At 69.8% G+C, this 20,886-nt stretch carries 23 protein-coding genes; 10 read left to right on the top strand and 13 right to left on the bottom strand.

Going from position 1 to position 20,886, the window contains the following annotated elements; translation table 11 throughout:
* Positions 1 to 56: 56 nt before the first annotated feature.
* Together Q4V64_RS28070 and Q4V64_RS28065 are read right to left on the bottom strand one after the other, a co-directional pair.
* On the bottom strand, positions 57 to 1,277 hold the full coding sequence (locus Q4V64_RS28070) for an MFS transporter (RefSeq protein ID WP_124444837.1): 1,221 nt from the start codon (positions 1,275 to 1,277) through the stop codon (positions 57 to 59).
* Positions 1,271 to 2,644: an NAD(P)-binding domain-containing protein gene (locus Q4V64_RS28065; protein WP_124444836.1), complete on the bottom strand. Its 1,374-nt coding sequence runs from the start codon at positions 2,642 to 2,644 to the stop codon at positions 1,271 to 1,273. The genes Q4V64_RS28070 and Q4V64_RS28065 overlap by 7 nt, the downstream gene beginning before the upstream one ends.
* Before the next feature lie 106 nt (positions 2,645 to 2,750).
* Here Q4V64_RS28065 and Q4V64_RS28060 point away from each other — a divergent pair, with 106 nt between their 5' ends.
* The 3 genes from Q4V64_RS28060 (at position 2,751) to pstS (ending at position 5,569) form a co-directional block, all read left to right on the top strand.
* Positions 2,751 to 3,806, top strand: a complete 1,056-nt coding sequence (locus Q4V64_RS28060) for an NAD(P)/FAD-dependent oxidoreductase (protein WP_124444835.1) — start codon at positions 2,751 to 2,753, stop codon at positions 3,804 to 3,806.
* A 45-nt stretch (positions 3,807 to 3,851) separates the two neighbouring features.
* Positions 3,852 to 4,217: a metalloregulator ArsR/SmtB family transcription factor gene (locus Q4V64_RS28055; protein ID WP_124444834.1), complete on the top strand. Its 366-nt coding sequence runs from the start codon at positions 3,852 to 3,854 to the stop codon at positions 4,215 to 4,217.
* A 392-nt stretch (positions 4,218 to 4,609) separates the two neighbouring features.
* Complete coding sequence (gene pstS, locus Q4V64_RS28050) at positions 4,610 to 5,569, top strand: phosphate ABC transporter substrate-binding protein PstS (RefSeq protein WP_253267431.1); 960 nt, start codon at positions 4,610 to 4,612, stop codon at positions 5,567 to 5,569.
* A gap of 21 nt (positions 5,570 to 5,590) precedes the next feature.
* On the opposite strand, the gene Q4V64_RS28045 is transcribed toward pstS, so the two are convergent.
* Genes Q4V64_RS28045 through Q4V64_RS28030 form a run of 4 tightly spaced genes read right to left on the bottom strand, consistent with a single transcriptional unit; the run spans position 5,591 to position 8,323 of the window.
* Positions 5,591 to 6,661, bottom strand: coding sequence for an ArsO family NAD(P)H-dependent flavin-containing monooxygenase (locus Q4V64_RS28045; RefSeq protein ID WP_124444832.1), 1,071 nt, complete (start codon positions 6,659 to 6,661; stop codon positions 5,591 to 5,593).
* Positions 6,658 to 6,909 (bottom strand): DUF2180 family protein, encoded by a 252-nt coding sequence (locus tag Q4V64_RS28040; RefSeq protein WP_124444831.1) that lies wholly within the window; start codon positions 6,907 to 6,909, stop codon positions 6,658 to 6,660. Before Q4V64_RS28040 ends, Q4V64_RS28045 begins: the two co-directional genes overlap by 4 nt.
* 2 nt (positions 6,910 to 6,911) lie before the next feature.
* Complete coding sequence (gene arsB / locus Q4V64_RS28035) at positions 6,912 to 8,012, bottom strand: ACR3 family arsenite efflux transporter (RefSeq protein ID WP_124444830.1); 1,101 nt, start codon at positions 8,010 to 8,012, stop codon at positions 6,912 to 6,914.
* On the bottom strand, positions 8,009 to 8,323 hold the full coding sequence (locus tag Q4V64_RS28030; RefSeq protein ID WP_124444829.1) for a metalloregulator ArsR/SmtB family transcription factor: 315 nt from the start codon (positions 8,321 to 8,323) through the stop codon (positions 8,009 to 8,011). Before Q4V64_RS28030 ends, arsB begins: the two co-directional genes overlap by 4 nt.
* 92 nt (positions 8,324 to 8,415) lie before the next feature.
* Between Q4V64_RS28030 and Q4V64_RS28025 the strand changes: the two genes are divergently transcribed.
* From Q4V64_RS28025 to trxA, 3 genes are read left to right on the top strand one after another with little or no spacing between them, the layout of a single operon-like run.
* A complete protein-coding gene (locus Q4V64_RS28025) occupies positions 8,416 to 8,829 on the top strand; it encodes an arsenate reductase ArsC (RefSeq protein ID WP_303712088.1) in 414 nt (137 codons plus the stop codon).
* Positions 8,826 to 9,821 (top strand): thioredoxin-disulfide reductase, encoded by a 996-nt coding sequence (trxB, locus tag Q4V64_RS28020; protein WP_303712086.1) that lies wholly within the window; start codon positions 8,826 to 8,828, stop codon positions 9,819 to 9,821. Before Q4V64_RS28025 ends, trxB begins: the two co-directional genes overlap by 4 nt.
* Before the next feature lie 31 nt (positions 9,822 to 9,852).
* Entirely contained in the window at positions 9,853 to 10,173 is a 321-nt protein-coding gene (trxA, locus tag Q4V64_RS28015; protein WP_124444633.1) for a thioredoxin, read from the top strand.
* Positions 10,174 to 10,229: 56 nt separating this feature from the next.
* Here trxA and Q4V64_RS28010 read toward each other — a convergent pair whose 3' ends face one another.
* Positions 10,230 to 10,631, bottom strand: a complete 402-nt coding sequence (locus Q4V64_RS28010; RefSeq protein WP_124444634.1) for a metalloregulator ArsR/SmtB family transcription factor — start codon at positions 10,629 to 10,631, stop codon at positions 10,230 to 10,232.
* A gap of 165 nt (positions 10,632 to 10,796) precedes the next feature.
* On the opposite strand from Q4V64_RS28010, the gene Q4V64_RS28005 reads away from it, so the two are divergent.
* The gene (locus tag Q4V64_RS28005) at positions 10,797 to 11,477 is read left to right on the top strand and encodes an arsenate reductase ArsC (RefSeq protein WP_124444635.1); all 681 of its coding nucleotides are present in this window, start codon (positions 10,797 to 10,799) and stop codon (positions 11,475 to 11,477) included.
* 266 nt (positions 11,478 to 11,743) lie between these two features.
* On the opposite strand, the gene Q4V64_RS28000 is transcribed toward Q4V64_RS28005, so the two are convergent.
* Positions 11,744 to 13,249: a SulP family inorganic anion transporter gene (locus Q4V64_RS28000; protein ID WP_124444636.1), complete on the bottom strand. Its 1,506-nt coding sequence runs from the start codon at positions 13,247 to 13,249 to the stop codon at positions 11,744 to 11,746.
* Positions 13,250 to 13,660: 411 nt separating this feature from the next.
* On the opposite strand from Q4V64_RS28000, the gene Q4V64_RS27995 reads away from it, so the two are divergent.
* A complete protein-coding gene (locus tag Q4V64_RS27995) occupies positions 13,661 to 14,071 on the top strand; it encodes a MerR family transcriptional regulator (protein ID WP_253267403.1) in 411 nt (136 codons plus the stop codon).
* A gap of 431 nt (positions 14,072 to 14,502) precedes the next feature.
* Here the strand turns inward: Q4V64_RS27995 and Q4V64_RS27990 are convergent, their stop codons facing one another.
* Both Q4V64_RS27990 and Q4V64_RS27985 read right to left on the bottom strand, forming a co-directional pair.
* Positions 14,503 to 14,667 carry a hypothetical protein gene (locus Q4V64_RS27990; protein WP_172629541.1) on the bottom strand — a complete coding sequence of 55 codons (165 nt, stop codon included), beginning with the start codon at positions 14,665 to 14,667 and terminating at the stop codon, positions 14,503 to 14,505.
* A gap of 560 nt (positions 14,668 to 15,227) precedes the next feature.
* The gene (locus Q4V64_RS27985; RefSeq protein ID WP_124444638.1) at positions 15,228 to 15,878 is read right to left on the bottom strand and encodes a TetR/AcrR family transcriptional regulator; all 651 of its coding nucleotides are present in this window, start codon (positions 15,876 to 15,878) and stop codon (positions 15,228 to 15,230) included.
* An 86-nt stretch (positions 15,879 to 15,964) separates the two neighbouring features.
* On the opposite strand from Q4V64_RS27985, the gene Q4V64_RS27980 reads away from it, so the two are divergent.
* The gene (locus Q4V64_RS27980; protein ID WP_124444639.1) at positions 15,965 to 17,404 is read left to right on the top strand and encodes an MFS transporter; all 1,440 of its coding nucleotides are present in this window, start codon (positions 15,965 to 15,967) and stop codon (positions 17,402 to 17,404) included.
* Positions 17,405 to 17,454: 50 nt separating this feature from the next.
* On the opposite strand, the gene Q4V64_RS27975 is transcribed toward Q4V64_RS27980, so the two are convergent.
* Positions 17,455 to 18,717, bottom strand: a complete 1,263-nt coding sequence (locus Q4V64_RS27975) for an MFS transporter (protein WP_124444640.1) — start codon at positions 18,715 to 18,717, stop codon at positions 17,455 to 17,457.
* Complete coding sequence (locus tag Q4V64_RS27970) at positions 18,717 to 19,382, bottom strand: antibiotic biosynthesis monooxygenase (protein WP_124444641.1); 666 nt, start codon at positions 19,380 to 19,382, stop codon at positions 18,717 to 18,719. The genes Q4V64_RS27975 and Q4V64_RS27970 overlap by 1 nt, the downstream gene beginning before the upstream one ends.
* Before the next feature lie 146 nt (positions 19,383 to 19,528).
* Here Q4V64_RS27970 and Q4V64_RS27965 point away from each other — a divergent pair, with 146 nt between their 5' ends.
* The gene (locus tag Q4V64_RS27965) at positions 19,529 to 20,218 is read left to right on the top strand and encodes a TetR family transcriptional regulator (protein WP_253267404.1); all 690 of its coding nucleotides are present in this window, start codon (positions 19,529 to 19,531) and stop codon (positions 20,216 to 20,218) included.
* Positions 20,219 to 20,592: 374 nt separating this feature from the next.
* Here the strand turns inward: Q4V64_RS27965 and Q4V64_RS27960 are convergent, their stop codons facing one another.
* Complete coding sequence (locus Q4V64_RS27960; RefSeq protein WP_124444643.1) at positions 20,593 to 20,883, bottom strand: hypothetical protein; 291 nt, start codon at positions 20,881 to 20,883, stop codon at positions 20,593 to 20,595.
* Positions 20,884 to 20,886 lie beyond the last annotated feature (3 nt).

Here is a 20,886-nt window from a genome sequence, read left to right as displayed (position 1 = left end):
AGAAGCGAGGCGGCTGCCCAATCGGGCCCGCAGAAGGCGCTCCCCCGCAACGTTCCTCAGCGCCTGGCGGAAGCCGCTGCCAACACGCTCGCGCCGATCGAGATTCCGGCAAGTACGGCGAAGAGCGCGGGATACCCCCCGAGTGCTCCTGCCAGGGCTGCGCCGGTGAAGGGGGCGAGCGCACTGGCGACGGTCACGGGGGCGGCCAGAAGGCCGGAGAGGTGGCCGTAGTGCGTGGTGCCCCAACGGTCGCTGACAGCGGTGGCCTGGAGAAGGGTGAGGTTGCCCCGCACCATGCCCGCCGTGATGGCCAACAGGAGCAGGAGCGGGTACGGGCCCGAGACGGCGGCGAGGGCCGCGGTCGTGGCGCCGCCCGCGGCGATCAGCGTGACCGTGCGGGTGGTGACGCCGGTGTGGCGGGCGAGGGTGGAGTAGAGGGTGCGGCCGAGGGTCTGTCCCGCACCGCCCAGGCCGAGGGCCCAGGCCGCCGCGGTCGGGCTCGCGCCTCGTTCGGTCAAGAGCGGGACCAGGGCGATGACGACGGCGTACATCGCGAAGCCGTTGAGGGTGAGTGCGGCTGCCAGTACCAAGAAGGGGCGGCTTCGTGCGACTGACCTGCCGTCTTTCGCCTCTTGGGTGGGGTGTGCGGGCGCAGGTGGCCATGGGGCGCGCAGCGCGAGCGCGTGGGCGGGGATGGTGACGACGCCCAGGATGAGCGCCAGGACGGCGTACGTGGTCCGCCAGCCGAGGTGCTCGGCGAGGGCCGCCGTCAGGGGTGCGAAGGCGGTGGAGGCCAGGCCGCCGGCGAGGGTGACGATCGTGAGGGCACGGACGCGGTCCTCTCCCCACCAGCGTGTCACGGCGGCGAAGGCGGGGTGGTAGAAGGTGGCGGCCATGGACAGTCCTGCCACCAGCCAAGCCCCGGTGAACGCGGCGAAGTTGGGCGCGTACGCGATGGCCAGCACGGCGGCGACGCCGAGCAGCGAACCGGTCGTCATGACGATGCGGGGGCCGCGGCGGTCGAGGATGCGGCCGATGGGGATACCGGCGAGTGCGGAGACGACCAGGGCGGCGGAGAAGGCGCCGGTCGTGGCCGTGGTGGACCATCCGGTGTCCGCGGTGATGCGGGCGTTGAGGACGGGGAAGGCGTAGTAGACGATGCCCCAGCTGGTGATCTGCGTGGCGCAGAGTGCGGGCAGGGCGGCGCGTGGTCGCGACCGGTCCCCGGTTCCGGTCGCGGCCACGCGGGTTGGGGCCTGGGGCACGGCGGTCAGCATCCCCCGGAGGTGGTGGCCGGGCCGCCGATCTGGAGGGTCTGGACCGGGGTGGGGGCGCAGCAGCCTCCGCCGGACTGCTCGGCGTTCTCCGAGTTCTCCGGTTCGTCGAACAGGCCGGCGCCGCCGCAGACTCCGGTCTCGGGGAGGGTCAGCTCCACGCGTTCGGCCGCCTCCTGGTCGCCGGCGAGAGCCGCCGTGATGGAGCGGACCTGCTCGTAGCCGGTCATGGCGAGGAACGTCGGCGCACGGCCGTAGGACTTCATGCCGACGAGGTAGATCCCCTGCTCCGGGTGGGAGAGCTCGCGCACGCCGTGCGGGTAGACCGTGCCGCAGGAGTGGGCGTTGGGGTCGATCAGCGGGGCGAGCGCGGTCGGGGCCTGGAGGCGTTCGTCGAGGCCGAGGCGGATCTCGGAGAGGAAGGAGAGGTCGGGGCGGAAGCCGGTCAGGACGATGACCTCGTCGACCGGGTCCAGGCGGCGGCCGTCCTCGGCGACGAGGACAAGCCGGTCACCTTCCTTCTCCACAGCCTGTGTACGGAAGCCGGTCACGGCGGACGCGTACCCGTCCTCCACGGCCGCCTTGGCGCGCAGGCCCAAGGCCCCGCGAGCCGGGAGCTGGTCGGCCTCGCCGCCGCCGTACGTGTCGGCGCCCAGGCCCCGGCGCAGGATCCACACCGCGTGCGTGCCGTCCTCCTCCTTCGCCAGGTCGGCCAGGTACGCGAGGGCCGTGAAGGCGGAGGCACCGGAGCCGACCACGGCGGTGCGCTTGCCCGCGTAACGGGCGCGTACGGCTGGGTCCTCGAGGTCGGGGACGCGGTAGGAGACGCGGTCCGCGGCCCTCTGCTCGCCGAGGGCGGGCAGACCGTTGGCGCCCACCGGGCTCGGGACCGACCACGTGCCGGAGGCATCGATGACGGCGCTGGCGCTGATCCGTTCCTCGATGCCCTCCGAGGTTCGGATATGCACCGTGAAGGGCTGTTCGTCGCGGCCGGAGTCGACGATGCGGTCCCGGCCGGCGCGGGCCACCCCGGTGACCGTCGCGCCGTAGCGGACCTTGTCGCCGAGGACGTCGGCGAGCGGCTGCAGGTACTGCCCGGCCCAGTCGCCACCGCTCGGGTAGGTCGTGCCGTCCGGGCGGACCCAGCCGGTCGGGGCCAGCAGCTTCTCGGCAGCCGGGTCGGTGACTTCCGACCACGGGGAGAACAGCCGGACGTGCGACCAGTCCCGCACGGCCGTACCGGCGGACAGGCCCGCTTCCAGGACCAGCGGTTCGAGGCCGCGCTCGACGAGGTGAGCGGCGGCAGCCAGGCCGATCGGACCGGCTCCGATGACCACGACGGGCAGCTGGTCAGTGATGGACACGCTCACGACGATTCCCCTTTGCTTCGACATCTGTCGATCCCTTGCGCTGCCAGCATCGCACCTGTTTCGATAAGCGTCAACATAGACGTTCATCGAAACTGGAGGATCGCGAGTGGATCGCATCGATGTCGCAGTGATCGGCGGCGGCCAGTCCGGGCTCGTCGCCGCGCACGCTCTGCGCGGGCAGGGGCTTCAGCCGGTGGTGCTGGAGGCGTCCGAGCGGTCGGCCGGGTCGTGGCCGCGCTACTACGACAGCCTCACTCTCTTCTCCCCCGCCGGGTACAGCTCCCTGCCCGGGATGCCCTTCGGCGGCGACCCGGAACGCTACCCGCACCGGGACGAGGTCGTCGCCTACCTGCTGCGCTACGCCGAACGCCTGGACGCCGACATTCGTACGGGGATCCGTGTGCGGGAAGTGCGAGCGGCCGACGGCGACTTCACTCTCACCCTGGAAGGCGGGGGCGGCCTGTCCGCTCGGGCCGTGGTCGCGGCGTCCGGCACCTTCGGCCGCCCCCACCGCCCGGCGCTTCCCGGGCTGGAGGGCTTCGCCGGCTCGGTGCTGCACGCGGCCGAGTACCGCACGCCCCAGCCGTTCGCCGGAGAGCGGGTCGTGATCGTTGGTGCGGGGAACTCCGCCGTACAGATCGCCGCGGAGCTGGCCACGCACGCCCACGTCACCCTGGCGGCACGGCACCCGGTCCGCTTCGCCCGCCAGCACACGCTGGGCCGGGACCTGCACTGGTGGCTGATCCACACCGGGGTGGACACGCTGCCCATCGGCCGGTTCCTGCGCACCCCGCCCTCGCAACTGGTCATCGACGACGGCCGCTACCGGGCCGCGGTCGCGGCCGGCGCCCCGGACCGGCGCTCGGTGTTCACCGGCGCTGACGGCACCAAGGTCACCTGGGAGGACGGCAGCACCGAGGAGGTGGACACGATTCTGCTGGCCACCGGCTACCGGCCAGACCTGGGCTACCTCGCCTCGCTGGGGGCGCTCGACGAGCATGGGCACCCCCGCCACCGTGAAGGACTGTCGCTGACACATCCGGGGCTGGCGTACGTCGGCCTGGAATGGCAGCGAAGCCTGTCCTCGAACTCCCTGCGCGGGGTCGGCCGGGACGCCGCCCGTGTCGCCCGTCGCCTGGCGGCCCGTCTGCGCGGGCACTGAGCTCGACCCTGGTCGCACTAGTTCGACATGTGTCAACATAGACGCATGTCGAATGTCAGTGCGCTGCCGCTGCTGGATCCCGAGGCCCTCGATGCCGTGGCGCCGTGCTGCCCGCCACTGACCGAGCGCCCCTTCACCGCGGAGGAGGCCGAGCGTTCCGCGCGGATGTTCAAGGCACTCGGGGACCCGGTGCGGCTGCGGCTGTTCTCGGCGGTCGCGTCGCACGCGGGCGGCGAGGCGTGCGTCTGCGACATCTCCGATGTCGGCGTCTCACAGCCGACGGTCTCCCACCACCTGAAGAAGCTCAAGGAGGCCGGGCTGCTGACCTCCGAGCGGCGCGGCACCTGGGTGTACTACAAGGTCGAGCCCTCGGTGCTGGCGGCCATGGGGCAGTTGCTCACCGTCCGCTAGCCCGCACCGACAGGACCGTCGCAACCGCTCGCACCATGGCGACACCCCCTGTACGACACGAGCACGTCAACAGACGTTCGCCTCCGCGTCGCCAGCACAGGAGCCACATAGGCAAGCATCTATGTCCTGGCGGGTGGGGGCGCGCTGCAACGACCAGACCACGGCGATGACATCCGGCCTGCCACCCAAACGCCTTCCGAAAGGGACCAAGGGTGCAGCATCGGCGCAGGAAACGAAGCCTTCTCCTACCGGTCGGCGCGGTAGCAGCCGCAGTGGCTGCTACGGGCGGGGTACTGGTCTGGGGGCGAGGAGCCTGTGACGCCGATACCCCTCGGGACTCGTCGTCGGCTGCGCCCGCTGTCGCGCGGGCCGACTGCGCCAAGAGGGGGCAGGTGCCGGGCTCGGGATCGACCGCACAGCAGAACGTGATGGAGTACTGGATCAAGCAGTACCAGCGGGCGTGCTCACCGGTGCAGGTCGCTTACAAGCCCATCGGCTCCGGCGCCGGAGTAGCCCAGTTCATGCGCGGGGCAACCTCGTTCGGCGGCTCCGACAGCCCTGTGAAACCGGAGGACTCCAAGCCGGCGGACGGCGTGTGCCCGGGCGGCAGGGCCATCAATCTGCCGATGGTGGGCGGCGCCGTCGCGATCGGCTTCAACGTGCCCGGCGTGGACGATCTGGTGCTGGACGCGCCGACCGTGGCCAAGATCTTCGACTCACAGATCACGACCTGGGACGACCCGGCGATCCGGAAGCTGAACCCCGGCGCTGAGCTGCCGTCGCTGCCCATTCGCGCGGTGCACCGGTCCGACGACTCGGGCACGACGCAGAACTTCCAGGCGTATCTCGCGGGCGCGGCCCCAGAGGTTTGGTCGCACCCGGCGGAGAAGGCGTGGCAGGGACGAGGGGGAGATTCCGCCGACGGATCGGACGCCGTCGCTGGGACGGTGAACTCCACGTCCGGTTCGATCGGCTACTTCGAGCTGTCCTTCGCGGAGAAGCTCGACATGAAGACGGTGCGGATCGATACCGGGGCCTCCGAGCCCGTGGCGGCGACCGAGGAGAGCTCGTCCGCAGGTATCGCCGCCGGCGAGGTGGTCGGTAAGGGCAAGGACCTGACCTTGCAGTTCGACTACCGCACGTCCGCCGTGGACACCTACCCGATCGTCCTGGTCAGCTACGAGATCGTGTGCGACAAAGGCAACGTGGCCGAGACCCTGCCCGCCCTCAAGTCGTTCCTGACCTATACCGCCAGCAGCGAGGGGCAGAAGCCGCTGGCCAGACTTCATTACGTGCCGCTGCCGGAGTCCGTCGCCGCCGAGGTGCGCCAGGTCATCAGCACCCTGAGCTGACGGCGCGGATCTCAGCGCGCTTCAGCCTCCGGTATTGAGGAGTTGGGCGATCTCGCGGGCCGCGTCGCGGGCCGGGCGGCCCACGCCGATGAGGGTGGCGGAGGCGGGACCGGTCCAGTCGCCGTAGCCGTGCAGGTGCAGGCGCGGCTCGTCCACGGCCCGCGTGCCTGCGGTGGCGATGTGGCCTCGCGGGCCGCGCATTCCCAGGGGCGCCAGGTGCGAGAGGGCCGGCCGGAAGCCGGTGCACCAGATGACCGCGTCCGCCGGGGTACGGGTCCCGTCGGCCCAGACGACTCCGTCGCGGTCGAGGCGTACGAACATCGGCGACGCCTTCAACAGACCGGCGTCCCGGGCCTCCCGCACGGGCGGTACGGCGACGATGTCGCCCAGCGATGCCACGCCCCCGGTGTCCGTGCGGCCCTCGTCGAGGGCACGGCGGCGGGCCGTGGCCGCGTCGAACAGGGCGCGGCCGTCGATGTCGTCGGCCAGGAAGCGGGGCGGGCGCTGCGTCACCCAGGTCAGTTCGGTGTCGCAGGCGAGGTCGGCGGCGATCTGCGCGCCGGAGTTGCCGCCGCCGACCACGACGACGCGCTGCCCGGCGAAGTCCCGTGGGCTGCGGTACTCGACGGTGTGCAGGTGTCGGCCGCGGAAGTCCGAACGGCCGGGAACGGCAGGTAGGAAGGGACGCCACCACGTGCCAGTGGCGCTGATGACCGCTTGCCCGCGCCAAGCCCCAGAGTCCGTGTCGACGCGCAGGCCCCCACCTTCCCGGTGGACCCCGGCGACACGTACGGGCCGGTGCACTGGAAGGTCGTAGCGCCGCTCGTACTCAGTGAGGTAACCGACGACGTGGCGTGCGTCGGGATACGTCTCCCCCGCCTGGACCGGCATCGGCCGCCCCGGCAGCGAGGAGTACGCGGCCGGGGAGAACAAGTGCAGTGAATCCCAGGCGTGTTGCCAGGCGCCGCCCGGCTCGGCCTGGGCGTCGAGGATGACGAAGTCCAGGCCGAGGCGGCGCAGGTGGTAGCCGGCGGCGAGCCCGGCCTGGCCGCCGCCGATCACCACCACCTGCGTGTGCCGGGTGCCCGTCACGACGTCCGGACGGGGGTCGCGAACTGCGGGCAGCACTTGCTGTATGCCTGACGGGCCTGTGCGCACGTACGGCACAGCAGGCGCCGTACGGGCTGTTCGACGGCCACCGTCCGGGAGATGGGCTTGGTGCAGGTCAGGAACTGTTCCGTCAGCTTGCCGTGTTGTCCGCACACGGCGCCGCCGCACTGCTGGCACACCCCTAACGCCGGGGTCTGGTGTCCTCCGCTGTAACAGTCCAGGCAGTTCACCGTCAGGCACCCACCCGCACAGTCGCGTCGGCCGTGAACTTCCTGCGCCAGGCCAGCGAGACGTAGACGAGCGCCACCAGGACCGGGACCTCGATCAGCGGGCCGACCACGCCCGACAGGGCCTGGCCGCTGGTCACGCCGAAGGTGGCGATGGCGACCGCGATGGCCAGCTCGAAATTGTTGCCGGCCGCCGTGAAGGCGAGCGTCGCGGTGCGGTCGTAGGCCAGACCGATGATCTTGCCGAGCGCGAACGTGCCGAACCACATCACCGCGAAGTACACCAGCAGCGGGAGCGCGATGCGGGCCACGTCCAGCGGCTGCGAGGTGATGGTCTTCCCCTGCAGGGCGAAGAGGATGACGATCGTGAAGAGCAGGCCGTACAGGGCCCAAGGGCCGATCTTCGGGAGGAAGTCGGACTCGTACTTCTCCCGGCCCAGCTTCTGCTCGCCGATACGGCGGGTCAGGAAACCTGCCAGCAGCGGGATGCCGAGGAAGATGACGACGTTCAGGGCGATCTTCCACATGGAGATGTCGAGGTGCTCGCCGTCGCCCAGGCCCAGCCAACCGGGGAGCAGGTCGAGGTAGAACCAGCCGAGCAGGCCGAACGTCAGCACCTGGAAGACCGAGTTCAGGGCGACGAGTACGGCAGCCGCCTCGCGGTCGCCGCAGGCGAGGTCGTTCCAGATGATGACCATGGCGATGCAGCGGGCCAGGCCGACGATGATCAGGCCGGTGCGGTACTCGGGCAGGTCGGGCAGGAAGATCCAGGCCAGCGCGAACATGATCGCCGGGCCGACGATCCAGTTGATGACCAGCGACGAGATCATGAGCTTCTTGTCGCCGGTGACGGCGTCGAGCTTGTCGTAGCGGACCTTGGCCAGCACCGGGTACATCATGATCAGCAGGCCGACGGCGATCGGCAGGGAGATGCCGCCGATCTCGACCTTGGCGAGGGCGTCGTTCAGGCCGGGGATCAGGCGGCCGAGGCCGAGGCCGAGGGCCATGGCGAGAAGGATCCACACTGCGAGGAAGCGGTCCAGGGTGGAGAGCTTCGCGACGACCGAGGATTCCTCCACGGTCGCGGTTGCTTCGGTGCGGGTCACGGACAGGCTCGCTTTCGGTCGGTCTCGATGGTCGTGCGCGCGGTCTCCGCCAGCTCGCCGAACATCGCGGCGAGAGTGTCCAGCACCTCGGGACGGAGCTTGTAGTAGGTGAAGCGGCCGCAGGGCTCGGTCTCCACGACCTCTGCCTCGCGCAGCACCTTCAGATGGTTGGAGACGTTCGTCTGCCGCGCGCCCGTCTGCTCCACGAGGTGGGTCGCACACAGGGTCTCGTGGGCGAGCAGGGTCACGATCTGAAGCCTGAGCGGGTCCGCCAGGACTCTCATCAGTTCAGTGTTGGCTGACGTCATCATGGGCTGATACTGTCACATCAGTGGCAAGTGATGCCACCGGGTGCTGATATCAATCGGGCCTGATGCCGTCGCGAGACAAGAGAGACCGCCTGATGTCCGACAAGCCCTCCGTGCTGTTCGTCTGTGTCCACAACGCCGGCCGTTCCCAGATGGCCGCCGCGTGGCTGACCCACCTGGCCGGGGACCGTGTCGAGGTCCGCTCCGCCGGCTCCAACCCGGGCGCGGGCGTCAACCCGGCCGCCGTCGAGGCCATGCGCGAGGTCGGCATCGACATCTCCGCCGAGGTCCCGAAGATGCTCACCGTGGACGCGGTGAAGGAGTCGGACGTCTGCATCACCATGGGCTGCGGCGACACCTGCCCGGTCTTCCCCGGCAAGCGGTACCTGGACTGGACGCTGGAGGACCCGGCGGGCCAGGGCGTCGAGGCCGTGCGGCCGATCCGGGACGAGATCAAGGTGCTGGTCGAGGGCCTGATCAAGGAGATCGCGCCGGAGCCCCAGGCATGAGCACAGCGGCGAGCACATCCACGGACATACGCAACGTCATCGTCATCGGCTCCGGCCCCGCCGGATACACCGCCGCCCTCTACACGGCCCGCGCCTCGCTGAAGCCGCTGGTCTTCGAGGGCGCGGTCACGGCCGGCGGCGCGCTGGTGCAGACGACCGAGGTGGAGAACTTCCCCGGCTTCCGCGACGGCATCATGGGCCCGGACCTCATGGACAACATGAGGGCCCAGGCCGAACGCTTCGGCGCCGAACTCGTCCCCGACGACATCGTCGAGGCCGACCTCACCGGCACCGTCAAGACCGTCACCGACAGCGCGGGTACGGTCCACCGGGCGCAGGCCGTCATCGTGGCGACCGGCTCACAGCACCGCCAGCTCGGCCTGCCGGGCGAGGACGCGCTCTCCGGCCGAGGCGTGTCGTACTGCGCGACCTGCGACGGCTTCTTCTTCCGCGAGCACGACATCGTCGTGGTCGGCGGCGGCGACACGGCACTGGAGGAAGCCACCTTCCTCTCCCGCTTCGCCAAGTCCGTGACCATCGTTCACCGGCGCGATGCCCTGCGGGCCTCCAAGGCCATGCAGGACCGCGCCTTCGCCGACCCGAAGATCTCCTTCGCCTGGAACCGCGAGGTCGCCGCAGTCCATGAGGACGGGGGCAAGCTCGCCGGGCTCACCCTGCGCGACACCGCCACCGGCGAGACCTCCGAACTCGCCGCCACCGGCCTGTTCGTCGCGATCGGGCACGACCCGCGCACCGACCTGGTCACCGGCCAGCTGGACCTGGACGACGAGGGCTACCTCCAGGTCGCCTCGCCCTCCACCCGCACGAACATCGTGGGCGTCTTCGGCGCCGGCGACGTCGTCGACCACACCTACCGCCAGGCCATCACGGCCGCGGGCTCGGGTTGCGCGGCCGCTCTGGACGCCGAGCGATATCTGGCGGCCCTCGCCGACAACGAGAAGAACCCCGAGCCGGCCGCGGTCGCGGTCTGACCAGCCGTAAAGGCCAAAAGAGAAGGTCCCCATGGCCCTCAAGAACGTCACCGACGACTCCTTCGACCAGGACGTCCTCAAGAGCGACAAGCCCGTCGTCGACTTCTGGGCGGCCTGGTGCGGCCCGTGCCGCCAACTCGCCCCCTCCCTGGAGGCGATCGCGGCCGAGCACGGCGAGAAGATCGAGATCGTCAAGCTGAACATCGACGAAAACCCGGCCACCGCCGCCCAGTACGGAGTGATGTCCATCCCGACGATGAACGTCTACGTCGGCGGCGAGGTCGCCAAGACCATCGTCGGCGCGAAGCCGAGGGCGGCGCTGGAGCGCGACCTCGGCGACTACCTCGGCTGAGTCACATGGTGGAGGGATCGGCCCCCTAGAGGGCCGGTCCTTCCGCAGCGCCGCGGCTACACCCGCTCGAGAGCCTCGGCCGCGAGCTTGCCGACCGACGGCTCCAGGATCGCGCGCACCCTGTTCAGGCCGTCGTAGTTGACGGAGTACCAGGCCCAGGTCCCGCGGCGGTCGCGGTTCAGCAGTCCCGCCTCGGTCATGATCTTCAGGTGGTGACTGATCGTCGGCTGGCGGAAGCCCAGGCAGTCGACCAGGTCGCAGACGCAGGCTTCGCCGGCCGGTGCGCGTTCGATGATGCGGAAGATCTGCAGCCGCGTGGGGTCGGCGATGGCCTTGAGCATGAGGGCCAGTCGCTCGGCCTCATCGCGCTCGATGAGCAGACACGCGAGGCCGGGACTGCAGGCCTCAGCCTTCGTCTCGTCCGCCACCTCCGCGGCGCCCAATTCAGTGATAGCCATCTATTCACCATAAGTGTGGGCCCAGCAGCAACCATGTGTTCGAAGACACACCGACGACCTTGTTCACCAACCGTTCACTTAGGTTTCCGTCTATCCAATACATAGATAAGTGCCTATTATCTGCGGTGAGAGAGGTGCGAGAGCCGTCAACCGAGGAGCCGCCCCATGGACGAGCAAAGTTCTCTCGGCCCAGGCCGCCGAGCAGCCCCGCCCCTGCGAGACATCAGCCCTCTCCTTGAACGCATCACAGCCCGGCTGGCCGCACGCCACGGCAGGGCCTTCTCCCGGGAGACGGTCGAGGGTTACGTGGAGGAGTGCTCCTGGCTGCTGTCGGCGAAGGCCCGCGTCGGGACGCATCTGCCGGTCCTGGTCGAGCGGTTCGCGGACCAGCGGCTCGGCGCCCTGGCCCGCGGCATGGGGCTGTCGCCGAAGCCGGTGCCCGAGGTGCTGTTCGTGTGCACCGAGAACGCGGGGCGTTCGCAGCTGGCCGCCGCGCTGATGCGGCACCGGGCGGAGGACGGGATCCGGGTGCTGACGGCCGGCTCCGAACCCGGCACGGAGATCGCCCCGATCGGGCTCCAACTGCTCGCCGAGCAGGGGCTGGACCCGCACGACGAGTTCCCCAAGCCGCTGACCGCCGAGGTCGTCACCGCCGCCGACGTCGTCGTCACCCTGGGCTGCGGTGATGCGTGCCCGGTCCGGCCCGGGCGCCGGTATCTGGACTGGGATCTGCCGGACCTGAGCGGTCTGGACATCGAGAGTGCGCGGGCGGTTCGGGACGCGCTCGCCACCCGAATCGACGTACTGGTGGGTGAACTCCTGCCGACAGAGGTGCCCCGGGCGTGAGTTACCCAGGTGAGGGGCGGTCCGTAGCGTCGTAGGCGCGCAGATCGCCACTCCCAGGAGGCCCTCCCGTGACCCGTGTGATCGCCGTCGGCGGCAGTGACGCCGGTATCAGTGCCGCCCTTCGCGCCCGGGAGCTCGACCCGGACAGTGAGGTCACCGTGGTGGTGGCCGACGCCTACCCCAACTAGCACCTCCCCAGCAGACACAGCGAGGGCCGCCGTGGACGCTGGTGGGTCCGCGGCGGCCCTCGTGGGCGTGATAGAGAGTCAGTGGCTGCCGGTGAGCTCGCCGCTGAGCTTTTCGTGGATGTGGGCGCTCGGCTTGTTCAGGCCGATGATCTCGACGGTCTTGCCGCGCTGGGCGTACTTGGTCTCGATGGCGTCCAGGGCGGCGACGGAGGATGCGTCCCAGATGTGGGCGGCGCTCAGATCGATGACGACCTTGTCGGGGTCGGTGGCGTAGTTGAACTGGCCGACGAGGTCGTTGGAGGAGGCGAAGAACAGTTCGCCGGTCACGGAGTAGACCACGTTGCTGCCATCGGGGTCGGTGACCGCCGTGACGTTCGCGAGGTGGGCGACGCGTTTGGCGAAGATGACCATGGCGGTGACAGAGCCGACGACGACGCCGATGGCGAGGTTGTCGGTTGCAACCACGCAGGCGACGGTGATGACCATGACTGCGATCTCCCCGGCGGGCATCCGCTTGAGGGTCTTGGGGGCGATGGAGTGCCAGTCGAAGGTCGCGAACGACACCATGACCATGACTGCGACCAGGGCTGCCATGGGGATGTCGGAGACAACCGGCCCGAAGACGATGCACAGCACCATCAGGAAAGAGCCCGCCAGGAACGTGGACAGGCGGGTACGGGCGCCGGACACCTTCACATTGATCATGGTCTGGCCGATCATCGCGCAGCCACCCATGCCGCCGAAGAAGCCGGTGACAATGTTGGCGATGCCCTGCCCGATCGACTCTCGCGTCTTGGAGGAGTGCGTGTCGGTGATGTCGTCGACCAGCTTGGCCGTCATCAGCGACTCCATCAGACCAACCAACGCCATCGCGAGCGCGTAGGGGGCGATGGTGGTCAGGGTGTCCATCGTGAAAGGCACATCCGGCAGGCCGGGCACGGGGAGGGAGGAGGGCAGCTCGCCCTTGTCGCCCACGGTCGGCACCGCGATGCCGGCGGCGACCGTGATCACGGTGAGGATGACGATGGACACGAGCGGGGCCGGGATCACTGTGGTGACCTTCGGGAAGAACACCATGAGCGCCAGCCCGCCGGCGATGAGCGGGTAGACGGGCCAGGGCACGTCGTGCATCTCGGGCACCTGGGCCATGAAGATCAGGATGGCGAGGGCGTTGACGAAGCCGACCATCACGCTGCGGGGCACGAACCGCATCAGCTTGGCGACGCCGAGCGCACCGAGGACGATCTGGAAGACACCGGCCAGGATGACGGCGGCGATCAGGAATCCCAGGCCGTGCTCGCGGTTGAGCGGAGCGATGACCAGGGCGATGGCGCCGGTCGCAGCAGAGATCATCGCGCGGCGACCGCCGACGATCGAGATGGTCACGGCCATAGTGAAAGACGCGAACAGACCGATCGCCGGGTCGACTCCGGCGATGATGGAGAACGAGATCGCCTCGGGGATCAGCGCGAGCGCGACCACCAGGCCGGCCAGGACCTCGGTGCGCCAGACCTTCGGGTCGGACAGCCAGTCGGGGCGCAGGCCGCGCAGCCGCGCGGCCGGGGACAAAGCGGACGTAGACAAGAAAGGTACCTGTCGTGCTCGGGCACGCCCGGCATCACTCGGTGCGTGCGGAAGGCGCAGGAAGGCCGGGACAGCCATCCGCGAAGCCCACGTACGGCGGGCTGAAGTCAGAAGGCAGCAGCGGGCCAAGATGGAATCTGCGGGGCTGCTTAGGGGCGAAGGATCACGGCGGGCAGGCGGCGGCGCTGGGCGTCATGGGCATGCGCACGCTCTCTCCTGCAGGCATCGGTCTTCGCCGGGGGCATCGTCGCCCCCGACACGGCTGACGGTCACGGGAACGATCCATCCCGCACCATGGGAGCGGGGACGGCGCGGAGCCGACCCCGACGATCACTTACTCTACCCTAACGTTAGGGTAGAGATGACGTCGGCCGCCTGTGGCCTTGGCGACAGATGAGGAAGGGCGCCCGCGTGAGCAGCGAGCACATGCAGATCGGCGAGGTCGCCGCACGGACCGAGCTGTCGCTGCGGACCATCCGGCACTACGAGGAGACCGGGCTGGTCATCCCCTCCGCCCGATCCCAGGGCGGCTTCCGCCTCTACACCGAGGCCGACGTCGCCCGCCTGATGGTCATCCGCCGCATGAAGCCGCTCGGCTTCACCCTGGACGAGATGCGCGATCTGCTGGAGGTCACCGACCGCCTCGACTCCGACGAGGAGCTGACGGCGGACGAGCGGGAGGCCCTGCTGGAGCGCGTCCGCGGATACGAGCGGGGCGCCGCCGAGCAGGTGGAGAAGCTCCGCACCCAGCTGACGCGGGCCGAGGAATTCGCCGCCACGCTGCGCGAGCGCCTGGCACGGGACCAGGTCGCCACAACCTGAAAGCCGTCCGGTCACCCGACACGCCGACATCCGGACGACAGGGAGCCACCTTGAACAGGTTCTGCTGGATGGACGTCAAAACCCGCGACCTGCCCGGCACTGCGGCCTTCTTCTCGACAGCACTGGCTGGCACTTCGCGGTGGACGAGGACGACTGGCTCAAGATCCAGTGCGTCTGGGAGGCGACAGGCAAGTCTGGCAAGTAGCCCCAGGGGCCTGTGCTTTACAAGTATCCGATGGTTGTTCAGACATGTTCGAGAGGTACCAGCCACCGGACTCTCCAGCCCTTCTACGGGACCGAATGCAGTTCGGCGATCTTCGGGCGAGGTCACAATGACACAGGCGATCCTCCCGCAGACAGATGCGCGGCCGGCACCGCCCACTCAGGCGCCCTGTTGCCGCTGGCCCCAGCTCGGCCCCACGTCGCGACTCTCAGTTGTGCGCCGCGACGTAGGCCACGAAGGCGCCAGGGATCGCGAGCATGGCGACCAAGTGCACCATCGCCGTACGCGGCATCCGTAGCGCGGCGGCGATCAGGAGTCCGGCGGCGAGCCACACGCCCCAGATCGTCTGCGCGGTGTCCTGAGCCTGCTGCATGGCCGCTTGCTCTGTATCGTTCGGCGCCCCAACGTGATCCCGGACGCGATCGTCGACCACAGCAGGACACCGGACAGCACCAGGTCCCCAACGGCAACCAGGAACGCCACCGGCCCGTCGTACTCCTTTGCCCAGCCCCACAGGTTTGCGCTCGTGCTCATAGGCCCAAAGGCTGCCAGCGTGGTCGGGCCCAGTGCATGAGTACCCGTACTCAGTAGTAGAGGCGGCTCGGGGCGGCGTTCTTGGCCCCGTCGCTGTTGCTGCTGGACCCGAGTCGTGGCAACCCCACCGGTTCAGCGGCTGGGAGTTCCCGCCGCATATCGTGTACGCCCCGCACCGCATGGTCCTGGCCTGCAATGAACCAGACCAGGCCCGGCACTTCTACCGGGAGACAGCCGGTGCTCCGCTCTCCGACGCCGACTTCATCACGACATGCGAGTCCGACTCTTCCGCCCCTCAGTGGGAACTGGCCATCGGCGTCGACGACTTGGAAAGTGTCTGTCCACGATCCGGCCGCGATACGCATCAGCGCCGTACGACCCCGCTTTCCCCGGGAGGGGTTATTCGGCACGGCCTGCTGCGGTATCCGGGCTTGGTAGGGGGCAGGCAGGGGGCTGGAAGAGCTGGTCGAGGTGTGCTCGCAGGATGCCCATGGCCGCGTCCGCACTGCGCTGGCCGACCAGGACGCTGGTGCCCAGGCCATGGCTGAGAGACAGCAGGTGAACGGCTTCGGCCGCCGCATCGCGCTGCTGGTCCAAGGTGCCCTCCTGCTGGGCCTGCTCCAGCACGGCGGTCAGCTGCCTCTCCAGGCGGTCGGGCCCTTCGACGAAGGGCTGCGCCGCCAGTTCCGGGTCGGTCATCGCCAGCACCGCGTACGAGGTCCACACCAGATGGAAGGTCCGGCTGGCCTCGTCGGTGGGCAGCGCCTCGGCGAGGAACGCCTCGATGAAGGCGTGCGCGGTCACTGGGCGCGGCAGGCCGGCCAGCCGGGCCGACCACCGCTGGTGGCTCTGCTGCTCCAGGCGGTCAAGAGCGGCGTGCAGCAGGTGGGCCTTCGTTTCGAAGTAGTACTGCACCAGGTTCAGTGACATGCCCGCCTCGGCGGCGACCGCGCGCATGGTCACCGCGTGCAGGCCCTCGGCCGCTGCCACGCGCACCAGGGCGTCAATGATGTGCGCCCGGCGCTGGGCGTGGTCCACCCGTTTCGGCACCCCGGCCCCTTTTCTTCCTTCGGCAACCGATTTTTATAGTACCGCTGTACGATGAAAATCAGAGCGGGCGACGACGGTGAGGGCCGATGGGTTTTCGCGAGGCGCACAGCGCCGACAGTCAACCGGACACGGAGCCGGCCCTTGAGGGACCGGGGCTGCGGGCGGCGGTGCTGTGGCTGGCGTGCACGGCACAGTTCATGGTGGTGCTCGACGTGTCGGTGGTGAACGTCGCCCTGCCCTCGATGCAGTCCGCCCTGGGCTTCGACGCCGCGGACCTGCAGTGGGTGGTCGGTGGCTATGCGCTGGTCTTCGCCGGTTTCCTGCTGCTCGGGGGCCGACTGGCCGACGTGTACGGCCGCCGTCGTGTCTTCCTGTGGGGCCTGGTGCTGTTCGCCGCCTCAAGTCTGGTGGGCGGGCTCGCCACCTCGCCGGGCGTGCTGATCGCGATGCGGGCCGTGCAGGGGCTGGGGGCCGCCGTGCTGGCCCCGGCCACGCTGACGATCCTGACCACCACGTTCAGCGAAGGCCCGGTTCGCACGCGGGCGTTGGCGATCTGGACCGCGGTCAGCTCAGCGGGCGGAGCGGCGGGGAATCTGATCGGCGGGGTGCTCACCCAGTCCCTGTCCTGGCGGTGGATCCTGCTGATCAACGTTCCCATCGGTGCTGTGGCCGTGCTCGCCGCTCTGCGGCTGCTGCCCGCCGACCGTTTTCGTACGCAGGGCCGGAAGCTCGACGTGCCGGGCGCGGTGCTTGCCACGCTCGGTGTCACCGCCCTCGTCCACGGCGTCACCCAGGCCCAGGCGCACGGCTGGAGCGGGCTGCCGACCGTGGCGAGCCTCGCCGTCGGTGTGCTGGCGCTGGCCGCGTTCGTGTGGGCCGAGACGCGGGCGACGGCTCCGCTCATGCCGCCCCGTCTGGTGCGTCTGCGGCCCGTTTGGGCGGGCAATGCGGTGATGCTGCTGGCCGGGGCCTGCTTCATCCCCATGTGGTACTTCCTCTCGCTCTACATGCAGGACGTCCTGCACTACGGGGCGCTGGCCACCGGTGTCGGGTTCCTGCCGCACACCCTGGTCGGGATCGCCGCCGCCCGCCTGGCTCCCGCCGTCATGCACCGCACCGGCCCCCGAACTCTGATCGTGCTGGCCGCGCTGATGGCCGCGGTGGGCTTCGTGTGGCAGAGCCGGATCGGAGTGGACAGCACCTATTGGGAGGGTCTGTTGGGGCCCGCGATCGTGATGTCGGCCGGGATGGGCCTGCTGATCACCCCGATCACCACCACGGTCACCTCCGGCATCGCCGAGCAGGACGCCGGCGCTGCCTCGGGATTGATGAACGCCACCCGGCAGATCGGCGGTGCCGTCGGTCTGGCCGCTCTGGTCACCCTCGCCGCAGCCACCGCAGGCACGGCTGCCTCCTACCGGACGGTGTTCGTGGCCCTCGCGGCCGTGTGCACGACCGTTGCCACCCTCGCCTTCGCACTGCCCGCCCCACGCCGGCCAGAAGCTCCCGGTGCACCGGATCAGTAAGCCCGGGGCCACTGCCCGCTCGCCCAGACCACCGCTCCCACCAGGCACGGTCAAGGCTGTTCGCCGACCGGGGCCTCGCTCAGATCTCCCTCACCCACCACCGCGTCGTCGCTCGGCGGGGCGGGTTCTTGCAGGCGGAACAGCGCAACCAGGATGCCCGCGGTGCCTGCGGCGGCGACCAGGGCGCCGGTGGCGATCGAGGTGGCGTCGATCAACGGACCGAACACCAGAGGCGAGCCGAACTGCCCGCCGAACAGCGCCGTGGCCTGCAACGAGGTCGCGGTGCCGCGCTGTTCGGCTGGGGCCGCGCGGTCGACCAGGACGGTGAGGGTGGGCATCATGATGCCGCTGCCGATGCCGGTCAGCACCGGCACGAGCAGCAAAGGCCCCCAGTGTCCGGCGACGGCGAACAGCAGCAGCCCCGCTGTCCAGGCACCGACCGCGCACCGCATCAACACCGCATAGCCGAAGCGGGCGGTGAGCTTGGCGTAGGTCAGGCCGATCAGGCTCGCGGCCCCGGAGGACAGCACGATGCCGTACAGCGCGACCACCAGCGTGTCGTGAACGCCCAGTTGGTCCAGGCGGCGAGGCAGGGAGACCGCCAGCACCATCATCAGCCCGGTGCTGGCCACCCACAGGCCGCACAACCCCAGCACCAGCGGGTGCTCGCGCAGCAGCCGGACAGCCCCGCCCCGATCTCCCTTCGTCCCAGGGTTGTTCTCGCGTGCCGGGGTGGCCTTGGGCAGGGCGAGCAGGGTGGCAAGGCCCAGCGGGAGTCCGATGAGGTAGATGGCGAACGGTGCGTGCCAGGAGTGGTTGCCCAGCGCGCCGGCCGCCAGGGGGTAGGCGAAGCCGCCCGCTGTGGTGGCGGCGGTGCGCCAGCCCATCACTTTGTCGCGCATCTCTCCCCGGTACAGGCCCAGCAGGGCGGCGGTGGAGCAGGTGAACACCGCCGCCGCACCCACGCCCAGAACCAGGCGGGAGGCGAACAGCACCGGGTAGGAGTCGATGACCAGGCCCGCGCCGCCGCCCAGCCCGTACACCACCAGCCCCGCGGCGAGTGGGAGCCGGACGCCGAAGCGGTCGGTGGCCCGCCCGACCAGCGGACTGACCACGGCGATGGCCAGGCTGTGGGAGGTCAGGACCAGCCCGGCCTCGGTGCCGCCCACATCGAGGGCCTGGCGGATCACCTCGATGACCGGGGCGATGGTGGCGCCGCCCATCACACCCAGCGTGGAGGCAAGCAGCAGCACCGTCAGCGAGCCCCGCCCCGCATCCGGGGTGCCCTTCGATGTCGCGGCGTCAGCGGACATCACGGTGCCGTGGTCAGGGCGGTGTGCAGGTGCCAGCGGCGGTATCCGCACGGCCGCACACCCTCGATCTCGCCGGTGATGCGGCTCCGGATGCGCTGCGGGTCGTCGGCGGTGACGGCGTCGATGTGGGCCTGCTCGTCCGTCCACTCCGCATAGTTGAAGACCCGGGTGCCATCGGTGCTGGTGTGGAAGTGCGCGGCGATCGAACCAGGCATCGGCGGCACGTCCTTGATCATCATGAACACCTCGTCGATGAAGTGCCGCTGCCGCTCCGGCCCGTCCACATCGAACACCGGGGTGACCACACACCCCACCTCAGCCCGCCCGGCCGCGCTCACATGGGAGCGGTGCACGCGGTAGCGGACCGGCGCGGACGGCTCGGTGCCCACGATCCCCGGCACGTACGGCGCCGGTAAGGCCAGCGCCGCATCGAGGGACGCATCGTCGGCCCACTGCTCGTACGCCATCAGCGCCTGCCCGTCGGTACCGGCGAACAACGACCAGCTCAACAGCCCATCCGGCCACGGCTCCTGCTCCCGGCCATCTGCCGCTGCCCTGGCCAGGGCCTGCTGGCGCGCGGCGTCGCCTGCGTGTCGCACGGTGATCACCACCGTGCGCGCATCGGCGCGGGTGATCTCGGGCGGAGTTTCGGTACGGCCTATCACGACAGCTCTCCTCACACGTCGAACGGGCGGGCAGGGCGAAGCCCGGCCCACACTCAAGAAAGTGAGACTGAGTCCAAGCCTGTCATGAGTGCCGAAATGACTCCAGTGCCATTCAGGTCCGGGTCCCGCATCGGTAATCTGGCCTCGTGGCCACCGACACCCCCGCCCCCGGCGACGACAGCGCCCTGCCGTTGCGCGAACGCAAGAAGCAGCGCACCCGCCGCGCGCTCGCCGACATCGCGCTGACCCTGTTCAGCGAGCGCGGCTTCGACCGCGTCACCCTCGAAGAACTGACCGCCCACGCCGAGATCGGCCGCAGCACCTTCTTCCGCTACTACGGCACCAAGGAAGACGTCGCCATGGCCGCCGAGGGCGAACTCTGGGACGCCTACACCACCCACTTCGAAGCGCACACCGCCCCCGGCCCCGCACTCGACGCCCTGCGCACCTCGCTGACCGCGGCCATCCTGTCCATGCCCGACGACTGGGACCAACGCTTCCTGCGCACCCGCCGCCTCGCCGCCGGCACCCCCGTCCTGCACGACCACAGCCTCGTGTCCTCCATGAAGGTCCAGCAGCGCCTGGTGGAGATCCTCGAAGAACGACTCAGCACCGACAGCCGCGAGGACGTACGGCTGCGTCTCCTCGGAGAATTCGCCCTCAGCGCTTGGCGCTGCGGCGCCCGCAACTGGGTCGCCGGCCGCGGCCCCGACGGCTACGACAAGCGCCGCGGCCACGGAGGCACCAAGACCCTGGCCCGCCGCGTCGAAGAAGCCTTCGATGCCATCCCCGCGAGCCTTGCCTTGGATCTGCACTCCACACCAGCGCCGCAATAACAGGACCCCATCAGGCAATCACCCGCGCTGGTTCAAGGCCCGGGTCAGCTCGCGGTTCGCGCTGCGGGCTGCCTCCAGATCCGCCAGATACTCCTCAAGGTGCCCGGCGAGGTCGACTTTGTCCTGTTCCAGCCGCGTGATGCGACGCCGCAGTTCCTCGATGTCAGCCGGAGCGCCCAGACCGGCTCCCGCCAGACCTGTTCCCCCAGCGCCTCGGACAGGCGCCCCGCCGCTCGGCTCCCCTTGGGACGCTGTCCAGGCGGCAACCCAAGCCTGGTCGCGGGAACACGGATGAAGTGAAGGATGAAGTGAACCGGCCGACGGGGCACCGCCATGCAGCCCGTCGGCCGGAGTCTTTGAAAATGGGCCCGCTCTCACGGATCCGCGTCGGTCAGGCACAGGGAGATCAGCGTCCGGACCTCGGCCGACGTGCCCGCGGTGATGATCTCCATCAGGGTCGTCGGGTCAGTGGTGAAGGTCTGCCAGTGCGTCTGGCCCGCGGCCAGGAACCGGACGCGGACCCTCGCGGAGTACCACGGCTTGCGGTGGAAGAGCGTGCCGATCGCCGGGATGTGGTGCCGTCCATGGACCGTGCCCCACCGTGGGTACCCGCTCGCCCACATCGGCAGGTCGATGTACGAGTCCTCCTCCGGCCCTCCGCCCATCCG

It is taken from the genome of Streptomyces sp. NL15-2K (genome assembly GCF_030551255.1).
In the GTDB taxonomy this organism is placed as follows: Bacteria; Actinomycetota; Actinomycetes; order Streptomycetales; family Streptomycetaceae; genus Streptomyces.
Note: the sequence above shows the minus strand (reverse complement) of the source record. Positions and strands in the feature narration are given on the sequence as shown.